General features: G+C 38.9%; 11 protein-coding genes. 7 read left to right on the forward strand and 4 right to left on the reverse strand.

Annotation, left to right across the window (positions count from 1 at the left end; translation table 11 throughout):
- Window positions 1-312: 312 nt before the first annotated feature.
- Window positions 313-1,101: an ion transporter gene (locus tag RVS70_RS17250; RefSeq protein WP_121604037.1), complete on the forward strand. Its 789-nt coding sequence runs from the start codon at window positions 313-315 to the stop codon at window positions 1,099-1,101.
- A 421-nt stretch (window positions 1,102-1,522) separates the two neighbouring features.
- Here RVS70_RS17250 and RVS70_RS17255 read toward each other — a convergent pair whose 3' ends face one another.
- Window positions 1,523-2,533: an LLM class flavin-dependent oxidoreductase gene (locus RVS70_RS17255; protein ID WP_205389184.1), complete on the reverse strand. Its 1,011-nt coding sequence runs from the start codon at window positions 2,531-2,533 to the stop codon at window positions 1,523-1,525.
- 525 nt (window positions 2,534-3,058) lie between these two features.
- On the opposite strand from RVS70_RS17255, the gene gltB reads away from it, so the two are divergent.
- The 3 genes from gltB to rlmN all read left to right on the forward strand — a co-directional run bounded on the left by gltB (window position 3,059) and on the right by rlmN (window position 10,548).
- A complete protein-coding gene (gene gltB, locus RVS70_RS17260; RefSeq protein WP_321134195.1) occupies window positions 3,059-7,666 on the forward strand; it encodes a glutamate synthase large subunit in 4,608 nt (1,535 codons plus the stop codon).
- Window positions 7,667-7,728: 62 nt separating this feature from the next.
- Entirely contained in the window at window positions 7,729-9,216 is a 1,488-nt protein-coding gene (locus RVS70_RS17265) for a glutamate synthase subunit beta (RefSeq protein WP_205389182.1), read from the forward strand.
- Window positions 9,217-9,480: 264 nt separating this feature from the next.
- Window positions 9,481-10,548 carry a 23S rRNA (adenine(2503)-C(2))-methyltransferase RlmN gene (gene rlmN, locus RVS70_RS17270; protein WP_026683071.1) on the forward strand — a complete coding sequence of 356 codons (1,068 nt, stop codon included), beginning with the start codon at window positions 9,481-9,483 and terminating at the stop codon, window positions 10,546-10,548.
- A 57-nt stretch (window positions 10,549-10,605) separates the two neighbouring features.
- On the opposite strand, the gene RVS70_RS17275 is transcribed toward rlmN, so the two are convergent.
- Window positions 10,606-10,995, reverse strand: coding sequence for a thiol-disulfide oxidoreductase DCC family protein (locus RVS70_RS17275; protein WP_121604034.1), 390 nt, complete (start codon window positions 10,993-10,995; stop codon window positions 10,606-10,608).
- A gap of 339 nt (window positions 10,996-11,334) precedes the next feature.
- Between RVS70_RS17275 and RVS70_RS17280 the strand changes: the two genes are divergently transcribed.
- The 3 genes from RVS70_RS17280 (at window position 11,335) to RVS70_RS17290 (ending at window position 13,671) form a co-directional block, all read left to right on the forward strand.
- Window positions 11,335-11,484: a hypothetical protein gene (locus RVS70_RS17280; RefSeq protein ID WP_228088850.1), complete on the forward strand. Its 150-nt coding sequence runs from the start codon at window positions 11,335-11,337 to the stop codon at window positions 11,482-11,484.
- Window positions 11,485-11,949: 465 nt separating this feature from the next.
- The gene (locus RVS70_RS17285; protein ID WP_321134199.1) at window positions 11,950-13,125 is read left to right on the forward strand and encodes a ParM/StbA family protein; all 1,176 of its coding nucleotides are present in this window, start codon (window positions 11,950-11,952) and stop codon (window positions 13,123-13,125) included.
- Window positions 13,126-13,134: 9 nt separating this feature from the next.
- The gene (locus RVS70_RS17290) at window positions 13,135-13,671 is read left to right on the forward strand and encodes a hypothetical protein (RefSeq protein WP_121604032.1); all 537 of its coding nucleotides are present in this window, start codon (window positions 13,135-13,137) and stop codon (window positions 13,669-13,671) included.
- 38 nt (window positions 13,672-13,709) lie between these two features.
- Here the strand turns inward: RVS70_RS17290 and fdhD are convergent, their stop codons facing one another.
- A complete protein-coding gene (gene fdhD, locus RVS70_RS17295; RefSeq protein WP_121604031.1) occupies window positions 13,710-14,501 on the reverse strand; it encodes a formate dehydrogenase accessory sulfurtransferase FdhD in 792 nt (263 codons plus the stop codon).
- A 13-nt stretch (window positions 14,502-14,514) separates the two neighbouring features.
- Entirely contained in the window at window positions 14,515-16,866 is a 2,352-nt protein-coding gene (locus tag RVS70_RS17300) for an FdhF/YdeP family oxidoreductase (RefSeq protein ID WP_121604030.1), read from the reverse strand.
- Window positions 16,867-16,930: the final 64 nt, after the last annotated feature.

Consider the following 16,930-nt stretch of genomic DNA (forward strand, 5'->3'; position numbering starts at 1 on the left):
AATGTGGAGGAGAAATGTATCCGGAGTATTATAAAGGAGTACAAGGACACGAATACAAACTATCGGATGTGCTCTAGCTATGGCAAACAGGAAAGGACCGGGCTGGTTTTTGCCCGGTTTTTCTTAACCGTTGAGAGCTTTATAATTCAATAACGTATGCGATGGTAGGGGGTATAGACATAAATTCACTGTCGCTTTCTATTTACGAGTTTGGTTGTTCACGGAAAATTAACAGTAGAAAAGTAATATGTAGGTGACAAACGATAGGGAAATCAGTAAAATTACTAAAGAGAAGGAGGCAAGTATTATATCATGAGCACAATTCGTAAAAAGTGTGCAACGCTAGCAGAACATCCTGCTTTTATGAATACAATTATAGTATTAATTGTTTTGAACGCCATTTTAGTCGGTTTAGAGACATATAGTTTTGTTGCAGAAAAGTATGCAGGTTGGATATATCTTGCCGATCGAATATTACTTTGGATATTTACATTGGAAATTGTAATTAGACTAATTGGCAGTCGTTCTCTTAAGGCATTCTTTAAAGATCCTTGGAGTGTATTTGATTTTGTAATTGTACTTAGTGGACATGTATTGGTTGGCTCCTATTATGTAACGGTATTAAGAATAATGCGTGTGCTTCGTGTGTTAAGGGCCATTTCTATTATACCTTCATTACGAAAGATGGTTAATGCATTACTTCTCACTATTCCTTCAATGGGAACGATCCTACTGCTGTTAGGTATTTTCTTCTATGTATACGGTGTTATTGGTACGATGATGTTTCAACTAATCGCTCCTGAATACTTCGGTACACTACACCAGTCTTTATTGACGCTTTTTCAGGTCATCACATTGGAGTCATGGGCAAGTGGTGTAATGCGCCCAATCTTAGCTGAAGATCCTTCATCCTGGTGGTACTTCGTCACATTCATTCTTATTGGTGCATTTGTAATTGTTAATTTATTTGTTGGGGTTGTTGTCAATAATGTAGAAGAAGCTAGTAGAGAAGATTCTCCATCACCAACGGATATGAAACTAGCTGAGGTTCAGAAGGAATTAAAAGAGATTAAGAAGTTGTTAGAAAAAAATAAAGGATAAAAAGGTCGGTGACGAACCTAAAATCGTTAACCCAAAAGCCAAATGATAAAGTGAACCTTCCATCCGTGGGGGGCTTATTTATCCCCGCGGATAGTTAGTACCACAAGGGTATGACCTAAAGGCCCGTGAACCAATCGGACATTTACTGGTAGTTGATCCCACATATCCATAGTGGTTCACTTCATAGCTTGAAGTGCGGGGCTTACCGCCAGTTATATGCGGGATAAAATGTTGATACGAAGCGAAGTCACAATACGTAGACTCCTTAAAAAGAAGAGCGTTTTTCTGCGTACGATGCATCGCTGCTGATGCCTTCCTTATCCTGCGGGAACAGTGTACGGGCTGAAGATCCCGCAGGAAAGGGAAGTATGTTAATGGAGCGTGATAGAACCTGTTTTAAGTAAACATTAATGATAGCTTGTTAATCCATTAACTCAGAAATAATTTCGAACGACTGCTGCCGATCTGCTTGATGATAGATTTGAGAGCTTATAATCATTTCATCCGCCTGTGTTTCCTCTAAGAAATTTTTCAACCCCTGTTTAACCGTTTCTTTGCTGCCAATTATCGTTGTACGAGGGTCTAGCGTTTGTTTGATAGCTTCAAGCTCGTTAATAGAGAAATGGGCCTCGATATTTTCAATCGGTGGCTTTAGCTTTGTTGGTTTTCCACGACGTATATTTAAGAATTGCTGCTGCAAGGAAGTCGCTAAATAGCTCGCCTTCTCATCAGAATCTGCAGCAATTACATTAACACCAACCATGGCATATGGCTTATCCATATATTCGGATGGCTGGAACTGTTCTCGATATAAGTTTAATGCAGGAATTGTATATGCAGGTGCAAAATGACTAGCAAAGGAAAATGGCAACCCTTTTTGAGCTGCTAATCTAGCACTAAAATCGCTAGAACCGAGTAACCAAATAGGGATGTTTAACCCTTGACCAGGAACAGCTTTTACACGAGAAACCGGATCTTTAGCGAAGTAATCTTGTAATTCATTTACTTGCATAGGGAAATCTTCCACACTCATATTTAGTGTCCGCCTTAGCGCATATGCTGTCGCTTGGTCACTCCCTGGTGCACGGCCAAGCCCTAAATCAATGCGTCCTGGATAGAGTGACTCAAGCGTTCCAAATTGCTCGGCAATGACAAGTGTTGCATGATTTGGCAGCATAACACCACCTGCTCCTACACGAATGTGATTTGTTTTTTCGGCAATATGTCCGATAATTACGGAGGTTGCAGAGCTAGCTATTCCAGGCATGTTATGATGTTCAGCTAGCCAGTAACGGTTAAAGCCAAATTTCTCTACATCCTGTGCTAAAGCTACACTATTTTTAAAAGAATCGCTTGGTGTGCTGCCTTCATTAACAGGAGCTAAGTCTAAGACAGATAATGGTATATGCTGAAATGTCTTCGTATGAGTCATTATTTTTCACCTCTTCGCTTATTTCTTAATAAGAAATGATACGGATTTTTTTATAAACCGTCCAACGATTAGCTTCGGTAGAAAACAGATAGCTCGTTGATAGCTGTTAAAGCGGATAAATCAATTGTATATAATTCAACTGGTCTAGACCACGAAAGAATTGATCATTTAACCATGGTTTAAGAAAAATTCAAAGAAAATTTTTAATAAAAATTGAAATTTTTGTGAAGTAATCCTCAACCTGTCTATACCCCTTGTCAATCATGCAGTTTAGATGAATAAAGAAAATAGAAACACGAAAAAGACAGCGTTTTCATTTATTGAAATTTAATAATATTGTATTAAAATAACTTATCTGAATTTTGAGGTAAAATAAAAATTATGATATGATAATCCTACTATACTTTTTTCCGAATGGATGGAACAGTGCGAAAATTATGTGATAGGTGGTTTTAAAGCTTCTGAAATCAATGAAATTAAAATATAGATCATGTGAATTTTGATGTTAAGAAAGGGGATGTTGGGATGTCGCGAAATGGATTCCCTGAATCACAGGGATTGTATCGTCCTGATTTTGAACATGAAGCATGTGGGATAGGGATGATTGCAAACATAAACGGTAGGAAGACGCATAATATTGTGCAAAATGCCATTAATATTCTCTGTAACCTGGAGCATCGTGGTGGTCAATCGGCAGATACCAGTACAGGGGATGGTGCCGGAATCTTAACACAGATTCCGAATCGTTTTTTTCAGAAGCAATGTGCAAAGGAAGGAATTCAACTTCCAGCAAAAGGGGACTACGGTGTGGGGATGGTATTTCTTCCGAGAAATCATAATCTCCGTATGGAAAGTAAAAGGATGTTTGAACGAATTATTCGAGAAGAAGGACAAACATTTCTTGGCTGGAGACCAGTCCCTATTAACGAATCATTTATTGGGAAAGTAGCAGCAAAAAGTATGCCTTCCATTCGTCAAATCTTTATAAAGAAACCGGAAGATGTGAAAGATAAAAAAGCGTTCGAACGAAAGTTATTTGTCATTCGGAAGCGAATCGAACAAGAAGCTGCAAAATCCCCAGAATTCGAGGATATTTATATTAGTAGCTTGTCCTCAAGTACCATCGTCTACAAAGGGATGCTCGTCCCTGAACAGTTAGATGCCTTTTATATCGACTTAAACCATCCTGATTTTAAATCAGCACTCGCATTAGTTCACTCTCGCTTTAGTACTAATACCTTTCCAAGCTGGAAACGATCGCATCCAAATCGATACACCATTCATAACGGTGAATTTAATACACTAAGGGGCAATGTGAATTGGATGCGTGCAAGGGAGCAAATGTGTTCATCGGAATATTTTACAGAAGAGGACATGGAAAAGATATTGCCAGTAATTGACTATGAGGGAAGCGATTCATCTATATTTGATAATACATTTGAATTCCTGCATTTATCTGGACGTTCTCTAGCGCATACAGCAATGATGATGGTTCCAGAGCCTTGGGCAAATGATAATGGAATAAAAGAAGAAAAACGAGATTTCTATGAATATCATAGTACACTGATGGAGCCTTGGGATGGGCCTGCGGCACTTGTCTTTTCTGACGGAACGCAAATAGGCGCATGTTTGGACCGTAACGGATTGCGGCCCGCACGCTATTATGTTACGAAGAGTGGAATGATCGTTCTTGGATCAGAGGTTGGTGCCCTGGATATATTTGCTGATGACATATTGTATAAACGTAGATTAGAGCCTGGAAGAATGCTTTTAGTTGATTTGGAGAAAGGTGTCATTGTTCCAGATGAAGACATTAAAATGCAAATTGCATCAGAACAACCGTATAAGGAATGGTTGAATAATAAAATAGATATAGATGATATTCCAGATGTAATGTATAGACAGCCGGTATTTGGAGAGGAAAAATTAATTAAACAGCAGCATGCATTTGGATACACCCGGGAAGAATTGAATAAAATCATTAAACCATTAGTTACGGACGGAAAAGACCCGATTGGTTCCATGGGATACGATTCACCTTTAGCTGTACTGTCTAAGAAGCCACAGCTGCTATACAACTACTTTAAGCAATTGTTTGCTCAAGTAACAAATCCTCCAATTGATGCCATTAGAGAAAAGATTATCACAATGGTTGAGACGACTATTGGAGCAGAGGGGAATCTAGTACACCCCACTGTAGAAAGCTGCCGACACATTCGTTTGAAAACACCAATCCTTACAAATGGCGAATTAGAAAAATTACGTATTCAACAATTAGCCGGTTTTCAAGCAGTAACCTTGTTTATGCATTTTGATGTAAATGATCAGGAGAATGCATTGGAAAAAGCACTGAACGAACTCTTTGTAAAGGCAGATAAAGCCATTAATGAAGGTGCTGTAATCCTCATTTTATCTGACCGAGGAATCGGCAAAGATAAAGCAGCTATTCCTGCATTACTAGCTGTATCTGGTTTACACCACCATTTAATTCGTCAGCGGCTACGTACTAAAGTGAGTCTATTAATCGAATCGGGAGAACCAAGAGAGGTTCATCATTTTGCAAGCTTAATCGGCTATGGCGCAGAAGGGATAAATCCGTATCTTGCTTTTCACTCCATAGAAGATCTTGCTGAGAAACAAGAATTAGAACAGTATACAGCAAAACAGGCGAAGCGGAATTATATTCAATCAGTGACAGATGGAATTATAAAGATACTCTCGAAAATGGGAATCTCGACAATCCAGAGTTATCGAGGAGCACAAATTTTTGAAGCAATTGGTATAAGAAAAGATGTTATAGAAAAGTATTTTACTGGTACTGCTTCAAGATTGGGTGGTATTGATCTTGGCCTAATTGAGGAAGAAACACGTATGCGTCACCAAAAGGCTTTTTCAGAAAATCGTGGTGGCAGCTATACCTTAGAAGCTGGCGATGAATACCAATATCGTAAAGATGGGGAGGACCATCAATATAATCCTAAAACTATTCATATTTTACAGCATGCCTGTCGAACAGGTAATTATGAGTTATTTAAGGAATACTCAAAGCTTTTGACAGATGAAAAGGAGAATCTTCAATCTTTAAGGGGCTTACTGTCCTTTAAAAAACGTAAACCAGTGCCACTCGACGAAGTAGAATCTATAGAATCTATTTGTGCTCGTTTTAAAACTGGTGCTATGTCCTTTGGCTCGATCAGTAAGGAAGCTCATGAGTCTTTAGCGATTGCCATGAATCGCATCGGTGGGCGTAGTAATAGTGGTGAGGGCGGTGAATCAACAGACCGATTTACTCGTGATGAGAATGGTGATCTAAGAAGGAGTGCCATTAAACAGGTTGCTTCAGGGAGGTTTGGAGTAAACAGCAATTATCTAGTGAATGCTGATGAGATCCAAATAAAGATTGCCCAAGGTGCTAAGCCTGGTGAAGGTGGACACTTACCTGGAAAAAAAGTATATCCATGGGTTGCTGAGGTACGCGGATCTACTCCAGGAGTTGAGCTCATTTCTCCACCACCACATCATGATATTTACTCCATTGAAGATTTGGCTGAGTTAATTCATAACTTAAAAAATACGAATCCAAATGCAAGAATTAGTGTCAAGCTTGTATCAGCAGTTGGCGTTGGTACCATTGCAGCAGGTGTCGCAAAAGGTAGAGCAGATCTAGTTTTAATTAGTGGTTATGATGGTGGAACTGGAGCAGCACCACGTACAAGCTTGAAGCATACAGGGCTACCTTGGGAGATTGGATTGGCTGAAACACATCAAACGCTTTTATTAAATGGACTTAGAGATCGAATTGTTGTGGAGACAGACGGTAAAATGATGACAGGGCGTGATGTAGTAGTAGCAAGTCTGCTGGGTGCCGAGGAATACGGCTTCTCTACAGCCCCACTAGTCGTATTGGGATGCGTAATGATGCGTGTTTGTCATTTGGATACATGCCCAGTTGGGATAGCAACACAGAATCCGGAACTACGTAAGAAATTTATGGGAGACCCGGAACATGTAGTCCATTTTATGAAATTTATTGCACAGGAAGCACGTGAATTAATGGCAGAACTTGGCTTTCGAACCATCAATGAAATGATTGGTCGTACGGATGTGCTTGAATTTAATCAAGCCATTGATCATTGGAAGGTAAAAGGTATAGATCTGACAGAGTTGCTTTATCAACCAGATGTACCTGCAAAAGTAGGAAGATATGCGACAATCAAACAAGATCATGGAATTGAAAAGACACTTGATTATCAAGAACTAATTCCGAATTGTAAACAGGCAATTGAACAGAAAAAGGCAGTTGAGTTTACAACAGCAATACGTAATATAAATCGGGTAACTGGTACGCTATTAGGCAGTGAAATAACCAATCGCTATGGGGAAGCTGGGTTACCTGAAGATACGATTAAATTGAATTTTAACGGATCTGCTGGGCAAAGCTTTGGAGCATTCATTCCACCAGGTATGACATTACGACTTATCGGTGATGCCAATGATTTTGTAGGAAAGGGTCTATCTGGAGGGAAAATTATCGTCCATCCAGACCCTATTGTTACCTTCCCACCTGAGAAAAACACAATAATCGGTAATGTAGCCTTTTATGGCGCTTCACGAGGAGAAGCATATATACGCGGACTCGCAGGAGAACGGTTTGCAGTAAGAAATAGTGGAGCAACCATCGTTGTTGAAGGTGTAGGAGATCATGGTTGCGAGTATATGACAGGTGGTACAGTCGTAGTATTAGGAAGTACGGGAAGAAATTTTGCTGCAGGTATGTCTGGTGGCGTAGCATATATATTCGATGAAGACGATTCATTCTGTTCGAAGGTGAATGACGAGCTTGTGCATATAGAAACAGTAGCAGATCAAGAAGAAATTCAGCGACTTTATCGAATTATTCAACAACATGTAAATGAAACAAATAGTACACATGCGGAGCGAATTTTATCCTATTGGGACAAATATGTAGAACAGTTTGTGAAAATTATTCCAAAAGCATTTGTGAAAATAAATGACCGAATTGCAACGTTAAGAGCAGAAGGAATGAGCAAATTCGATGCAGAGATGCTTGCCTTTGAGGAGAGTAAGCAGCCTGCAAAAGAAGAAAGGAAAGAGGTAGGAGCATTACAATAGCCATGTTTGCCAATTAAGAAAGGGATAGATATGCGTTTGCTTGTTGGAAAAGGAGGCCTTTGATGGGGAAACAGACAGGGTTTATGGAATATGACAGACAAGTACGGCGGGAGCGAGACCCAGCGGTCCGTACCAAGGATTGGTTTGATTATACAGCTCCATTGTCGGATAAAGAGGTTCAAATACAGGGGGCACGCTGTATGGATTGTGGTGTACCTACTTGTCATGTAGGAATGGAAATTAATGGTGTAACCTCTGGTTGTCCAGTGTATCATCTTATTCCCGAATGGAATCAGCTTGTCTATGAAGGGAAGTGGAAAGAGGCATTAGATCGAGAGCATGAGCAAAATAACTTCCCGGAGTTCACGGGGATTGCCTGTCCGGCTCCGTGTGAAGGAGCTTGTGTGCTCGGTATTAATGAGCCGCCTGTTGCTATTCGAACCGTAGAGCGTTCAATTATTGAGAAAGGCTTTCAAGAAGGCTGGGTAGTCCCGAAGCCTCCAGAAAAGCGAACTGGCAAAAAAGTGGCTGTCGTTGGCTCTGGACCAGCAGGGCTAGCCGCAGCAGCTCAGTTGAATAAAGCAGGTCATCTCGTTACAGTTTTTGAAAGAGATGATCGTGTCGGAGGATTATTAACTTACGGCATTCCAGAGATGAAACTTTCTTATGATGTAGTGATAAGACGCGTCGAAATTTTGCAGCAAGAAGGAATATCCTTTGTAACGAATACAGAAGTCGGTAAAGATATTACTACTGAAGAACTTAGAAAGGAATTTGACGCGATTGTACTATGTGGTGGTGCGACAGTGCATCGTGATATTCAAGTGGCGGGGAGTCAATTAAAAGGTGTTCATCATGCAATGGATTTCCTCCATTCCAATACGAAAAGCCTACTAGATTCAGATTTACAGGATGGCAATTATATATCTGCTACGGGTAAGGATGTTATTGTTATTGGTGGTGGAGATACAGGAACAGATTGTCTAGCCACATCTGTTCGCCATAATTGTAAGAGTCTAACTCAGTTTGATATTTACGATAAAAAAGGATTAGTTCGTGATATGGAAACAAATCCATGGCCGCAATATCCAATGATTCATCGAGTAGAATACGGTCATAAAGAAGCAGCAAGTACTTATGGGAAAGATCCACGTGCTTATGCTGTGATGACTAAAAAATTTGTTGGGGATGACAATGGATATGTTAAAGAGGTGCACACAGTAAACGTTCGCCTTCGTTATGATGAAGCTGGCAACAAAGTCCGGGATGAAATCCCTGGTACTGAAAAAATTTGGCCGGCAGATCTTGTATTGATTGCGATTGGTTTCCGTGGACCAGAACAGGATCTTATTGAGCAATTGCAAATTGAAACTACGGCTAAATCGACCGTCGCCGCTGATTATGATGACTATAAAACAAATGTAGACGGTGTGTTTGCTGCAGGTGATATGCGACGCGGACAAAGTCTAATTGTTTGGGCGATAAATGAGGGAAGAGGCGTAGCCAGGGAATGTGATCGTTATTTAATGGGAGAAACTGTGCTACCATAAGTCGAAAATGGAGTGCTATTGTTTCATACAATGTATGGAGCGGTGGCGCTTTTTCGTGTCTACACACCACTATTATGTGATCTTCGTACATAAAAAGGTAAGTTTTAGACAAATAACTTGTGATCTGCATAAAAGTACGGAGAAATGAGTTTGCAACAAAATACTACTTGCAGTAAGATAGTATGGTGAGAAATATTTTTAGGTATTAGATTATCAAATTTTGCAGTTTGTTTGGATAAGATAATCTAGAAATGAGGGTAAATCATGAGTAAACCATCCATTTATGGACTAACATATGAACAATTAACGGATTGGCTAATGGATCATGGTCAACAGCGTTTCCGCGTTGATCAGGTCTGGAATTGGCTTTATAAAAAACGTGTCCATCGATTCACTGACATGAAGAATGTTAATAAACAGACGATTGCTTTGTTAGAGGACAATTTTGTCTTAGGTACACTAGAAGAAGAGGTTAAGCAAGAATCAAAAGATGGTACGATTAAATATTTATTTCGCTTAGCAGACGGTAATTTAATTGAAACTGTTTTAATGCGATTTAACTACGGATTGTCTGTTTGTGTAACTACGCAGGTGGGCTGTAACATCGGTTGTAGTTTCTGTGCTAGCGGGCTATTAAAGAAAAATCGTGATCTATCTAGTGGTGAAATTGTTGAACAGATCATGAATGTACAAAAAGATTTAGATTCTCGTGGTGAGGATGATCGGGTTAGTCATATTGTTGTCATGGGAATTGGCGAACCATTTGATAACTTTACTAATTTAATGGACTTTTTGTATGTAGTAAACGACGATAGAGGATTAAATATAGGTGCTAGACATATTACTGTATCAACGAGTGGTTTAGCTCATAAAATATATGAGTTTGCAGATACAGGAATCCAAGTTAACCTAGCGATCTCTATCCATGCTCCTAACAATGAGTTACGTACACAAATCATGAAAATAAACAAAGCCTTCCCTATTGAAAAGCTAATGAAGGCAGTAGATTATTATTTAGAGAAAACGAATCGAAGAATTACGTATGAGTATATTATGTTAAAAGATGTCAATGATCATCAGGAGGAGGCGCTTCAGTTGGCGAAGCTGCTTGAGAATCATCGACACTTAGCATATGTCAATTTAATACCTTATAATTCGGTTGATGAACATAACCAATATCAGCGTAGTGAATCAGCATCTATACAAGCCTTTTTTGAAACGTTGAAGGATAAAGGAATCAATTGTGGTGTTCGTTGGGAGAATGGTGCAGATATTGATGCCGCTTGTGGACAACTTAGAAGTAAACAAATGAAGAAAAAGAATGTTGGCTAAAGGAGAAACCTAAGTGCAATTTGCACTTAGGTTTTTTACTTCCTCATCTGTCACTATCTACAAGAACCGTTTCCTTGTTTCAGGAGACGGCAATGTACAGCTTTGTTTCTGTCCGAACCATTCATAGCGATGGTTGGCGATCACTCCATATAGGAAGTCTCTAAGCGGTTTAGGAATGATCATGAAGCCGTATAAAAGCTTCCATGCGCCGTTTAATTCTTTACATACCCTAAGCGCTGCTGTTGATTTAAAATACGTTTTATTACCGTCAATGAGGATAAAACTATTCATGTCAGTTGCTACATGGTTTCTTTTTAAGAGTTCTTGACCAGCGTCTCCTTGTATGGAGGCGAATGTAAACTGCTCTTGCTTATCTCTTTTTAAGATAAATTGAACACTCTGATCACAGAAATTACAAACACCATCAAAGAGAATGACCTTACTCATGTACGCTCACTCCTTATGGAATAAAGCTATCCTTGCTTCTATTGTAACATGCCGTTTTTTTAGATTCCTAGTTTTAAAGTTCTTGAAAGCAGTTGCAACAACAATATCTTATATAGATTAAGGTAACGATGTATACATTTAGGTGTATTTACCTTCTTTTTTGGTGGTACGATTTATGATAAACCCCCTAAATCCATATCTAACGAATGGTCGGGTTTACTGGGCAATGCAAAAAATTCGATACTTGATGGTGAAACGTATTGGTTAGCGCTTTTTCCTTTATTAGCTTTTATTCTAACCATATTCGCCATGCAATTCATTATAACAGGAATAAAAGAGGTGCAAGAAGAAAGGAGAGGACTTATAACTAAATTCACAATAAGAAAAAAGAAGATAACAGTGAAACAAAGTAATGGTGATCAAAACATGAAACCTTCTTCTTCTCGTTTTCAGCGTGTACAAACAAATCGTAAAGAAAAAGCAAATTGATGTTACTTAACAAAATGTCAATTGAAAAAAATATAAGCAAACCAATTCCATGTGGAAAATTAAACATCGGTTGGTTTTCATTATTATAGGAAAGCACATTATTGGATTAATATTAATTGTTTGGTTAGCTATCACCTGAAAACTAATTTTTTGTTGAGTAACGTTTAGTTTTCCTTCTAATCGAGTATGCTGCTATTTGGAAAAGCAATACACGGCCTCATTTTTTACATATAGTCACATCAACTTCATTCGCAAACAATAATGTATACAAGTAAACAAAAAGTGTACATGAAGAACACAAAAATGTTTACTTGTGTACAAATATGTGTAGACACTGTTATATCAACGAAAACTAAACTGTAAACATGTATACAAAATAGAATACGAAAAAAGTCGGATTGCGTTATAAGAAGAAAGGAAGTACTCTTAGATAGAATGTATTATTATGGAGAGGAGTTTTCTTACATGACAAAAACAAGAATAGCAGCAGTGGACGTGGGAAACGATGCGTTAAAGGCAAACTTTGGAAAGATGGAACACGAGGTATATATTCCCAATGTAGTCGCCCAGGATTTTGAAGACCGTCCCGTAATTGGCATTGAAGAGCTAGATAAAAAAGAGGTATTGGATAATATTCATATTCGCGTACATTCACCTGCGCTCGAAGAAAATAACGTAATCTACCGTGTTGGGAATTTAGCAACAAAGACAAACAATTCAACAGAGCTAGATCCCGGTAGTAGCAAGGCAGAAGAGGATCAAACCTTAATTATGCTATTTGCTTCCTTAGCATTGGATGCAGTAGAAAATGGAGCCTTTTCCATGAAGAATAAAGTTATTGATGCAAATTATACCCTTGGAACTGGGCTACCACTCCGAGAGGTAAAGGAAGGTAAGGATGTAGGTTATCGTTCTCAATTACTGGGATCGGTTCACCAAGTTGAATTTTTAGTAACACCACATCATCAGGGTAAGAAAGTAAACATTAAATTTGATGAAGTAAAGGTTTATCCAGAGGGGTTTGCAGCATATGTGAATTTAATTATGGATAATGATTTAAAAGTTATTAATAAAGATTTGATTGATAAACAAATACTTATTCAAGATATTGGTGGATTGTCAACAGATATCGCGGTGATTCGTAATCGTAATGTTGACGATGATAAAGCCCAAGGATTTAATTTAGGCGTTTCTGAATCACTGGAGCAGATTAGGGAAGAAATTCGAACAAAACATGGTGTAGAGCTAGATAGTCGCCGTGATGTAGTAGATATTATTACAAGGAAAAATGACCGACATCACATCATGGTCAAAGGAAGTAGGACAAGCGTTCACGATATTACAGACCATATCCTACTTGAATTGGCTAAAAAAGAGTATCGATTCTTAAGAAACGTGTGGGTTAAGAATTCCCAATCGGAAATTTGTTACTTTGTCGGTGGTGGATCAGCAGTCTTAAAAGATTATTTAAAAGCACTTAATAATAAACTCGATGGCTTTAACATTGATTTCTTTGAAGATGAACAGGAAAGTATTTGGATGATGGCTAATGCTTATTATAAGTTAATAACTGATTTTGTAAATAAGCATGCCAAGCAAGAAAAGGAAGAGAAAGAAGCAGTAAAGGCAAAAGCAAAATAGGGTGATATAATGGCCAAAAACACAATTGAACGAGGGCAATCAATAACCTTTCGTGTTCCTTCCGATACACCGGATTATTTACTAAAGGCACTACAACGACTCAAGGAAACGGAACGGAGAAATTTTTCTAGTCAAATTGCCCAATTTGTATTACGAGGCTTAAGTGAAAGTGTTACAAAAGAGCGGGAAACGGTCACTGTCCCGCTCCCCAAACAATTAACCAAGGAACAAAAGAGTTGGTTGAAACATGAGCATTCAGAAGCATTAGTAGGTACCATTCTATATCAATTATTAAGTGATCCAATGCGAGCTACGACCTTATTGGCTTCCTTAAACAGTAATCATACGAATATTGATGAGGCACTATACTTACAAGAAAATGATATTGACACAGGTAAGCCTGTGTTGGAGGAAACAGCTCTAAAGGAAGAAATAGATTTAGATAGTTTACGTTTGGATTCGTTAGATACAAACCAACAGCAAGAGGTAATCGAAGAGGAAGAAGAGGATCCATTAAAAGACTTCTTTTCGAGTATGAATAAATAAAAGCAAGTCCTGCAGTAAGGTAGGACTTGCTTTTATTTTTATGTTCCTCTCACGATACGTTCTGGATGGGTATATACGTTCATTTGGTATCCACGAACGAATCCAATAACGGTAATCTTCAGATCCTCTGCCAGCTGTAATGCCAAATTAGTAGGTGCTGATTTAGAAATTAATATACCAATTCCCATTTTGGATAGCTTTAAAAGGACCTCTGAAGAGATACGTCCACTAAAGACAATAATTTTATCATGTACAGGAACATTGTTTACCAAAATATGCCCAAAAAGCTTATCGAGTGCATTATGCCTCCCGATATCCGTACGAACAACCATAAGTTCGTTAGTAGTAGCTAGTGCAGCATTGTGCACACCACCAGTTTTACGGAACTGACTAGAGGATTGCTGTAATTCATGCATTAAGTAAAAACACTGTTTAGCTGATATCATATGCTTGGAAAGAATAGTTTTTGCTGTCTTTACGTCATTTTTAAAATAAAATTGTCTGCTTTTCCCACAACATGAGCCAATGAAACGCTTAGAATGGTCCTGATGAAATGTAGTTGGGAGAGGATCTATTTCTATATATGCATAGCCAGTATCGATATCAATAGCTAGATCTTTAATAGCAGAATAACTACGAATTATACCTTCTGATGCTAAAAATCCAATGAGGAGCTCTTTAAGATTGCTTGGAGAGCATACCATTGTGGCAAACTCACTTCCATTTATATGAATAGTAATTGGCATTTCTACAGCCACTAGTGAGGTTTCATTTGAATCTCCTGTATTATCAAAGCGGATCATCTCCCAATTTGCTTCATTGGAACGCATGTCACTCCTCCTTTTAGTGGCTGTCAATCTCTAATTCTTCGATACGTTTTTGGGCATATTTTCTATCTTTTTGTGCATAATAGGACACAGCTTTTTCTAAAATAACTACTGTGTTATATTCGGGAATTCCAGCATATGCCTCATATACTCCTTTTGGTATAAGAACATTCCCTTCTGGCCAATGCACTTCTAAATTACTAGATTTCATTGGAGCAAACTTTGCGCGTCCGGCAAATAACCCATGTTGATTATAAACAACGATTGGCTCACCATCTTCGATATGATACTTAACGGCATCCTCTTCACTAATTAGTACATCCTCTCGTTTTGCATCATTAAAGGGATCTGTTTCACTGTAGACCATGGAATTAAACTGTTTTCCTCTTCGAGTTGTTACATAGAAATGCCCTTCGGGTTTTCTTAATTCTGGAATTTCGATTGCTATTAAATTTCCCCTGCCATCTGGAGTAGGACAAATTCCATCTTCACACAGCCAAGCGCCACCCCATTGAAAAAGATCCCCTCGTTTATGTAGGTGCTGGATGCCGTCATAATTTGGTGCAGCTTCTGCAATTTCCTTGCGAATAGCTGATGCATTGTCAAAATGAATATGTTCTTGCTTCTCTGGACATACCCGTTTAGCCAAGTCTATATAGATTTCCCACTCTGTACGGGCTTCTTCAATTCGTGGGCCCTTTATCTCTGGAGAGAAATAAACCATTCGTTCCGTAGATGTAGAGGTTCCGCCACCACGCTGTTCGTATCTAGTTCTTGCAGGTAATACGAGTACTGCTTCTTTTGCATCTGTAAGCGTGGATGTATTTAAGATAATATCCTGATGGACCCTGAGCTCGACGTTCTCAAGACATGTCTGAATAAAATCTGGATTTGGCATCGTTTCTAAGAAATTCCCACCGGATAAATAATAAAGATGAAGTTTTCGTTCATGACCATCTGGCAAGCAAGCATTTTCGAGAGACTCACCCACAATATCACCTTGCCAGGTAGGGATATCAAACTTCCAAATACCCTCTAATCGTTTTCGCTGATCATCATTCATATTACCTCCAGGTAATGAGAACGGATCGGCTCCCATTTCACCTGATCCCTGTACACCTGAATGCCCACGTATTGGCATTAGTCCACAAAACTCTCGACCGATAAAACCACGGAGTAATGCCAGATTAGCGATTTGTGATACATTGTCTGTACCGAAACGATGCTGCGTTAAACCCATTGACCAAACAAATACTGCTGACTTAGCATGTGCTAAGAGTGTAGCTAATTCAATCATTCTATTCCTAGAGAGACCAGATGATTCTTCCAGCTGCTCCCATGAATATGTATTAACGGTGGATTGTAGTTTTTCAAGGCCATTAACATGTTTACTAATAAAACCATGATCAAGCGCTGAGCCAGGTACTTCCTTCTCCATTTCGAACCAATGCTTCATAAGCCCGTGCATAAAGGCGATATCACCACCAATATGAACCTGATAAACATCGTCAGCTATTTTCGTGCCAAATAGGGCGGATTCTGCAATAGAAGGTATCCAATATTGATCCATAGAGGGTTCATGATATGGGTTGATAACAATAATTTTCGTTCCCTTTTTCTTTGCTGCATACATGTATTTGGTTGACACAGGCTGATTATTCGCAGCAACCGAACCCCAGAATATAAGAACGTCCGTTCCAATCCAATCCTTGTAATTACAAGTGGATGCACCTACACCAAGTGATCGGCTTAATGCAGTTTTGGAAGGAGAGTGGCAAATTCTTGAGGCATTATCAATGTTGTTTGTTCCAAGGAAACGCGCCACTTTTCCAAGAACATAGTATGTCTCATTCGTTATTCCACGAGAAGTCGTGTAGAAGGAAAATTGTTTCGGTTGCAAGGATTGTATTTTAGTAGCAATTGTATCTAGAGCTTGATCCCAAGAGATACGACGAAATTTACGTTCACCTTGTTTACGGATTAAAGGGTAAGGAATTCTACCAAGCTGACGTAATTCCGTGCTACTCCGATTTCGTAGCTCATCTATATCTGCATGCAGTATTTCTTTCTTAATTGCTGGCATTGTATTTAAGCGAAGAACATTTAATCTGGTAGTACAAAGGTGAGGGCCGGTTAGTGTTTGATCTTTAAGGCCTTGTACGCCAAGGGCGCAGCCATCACAAACTCCTTGTGTAAGGATACGCGTAGCGTAGGGTAGCCTATCTCTGTTTTCCCAAGCTACTTTGGCGGTATCTCGGATATGATGTGGCTTGATTTTTCCTAAACCAAAAGGAATTTTACTGACCCAAAGGGATGGGTCTGGTTTCTTCGAGAGCTTAATAGGTCCCTTATGTTTTGTTTTACCCAATCAAGATCCCTCCTATTTTATAAAGTGAGTCTATCTCTTCACTCAAACTAACCACTCGAACAAT

The sequence above is a fragment of the Virgibacillus sp. M23 genome (assembly GCF_034190895.1).
In the GTDB taxonomy this organism is placed as follows: Bacteria; Bacillota; Bacilli; order Bacillales; family Amphibacillaceae; genus Virgibacillus; species Virgibacillus salarius.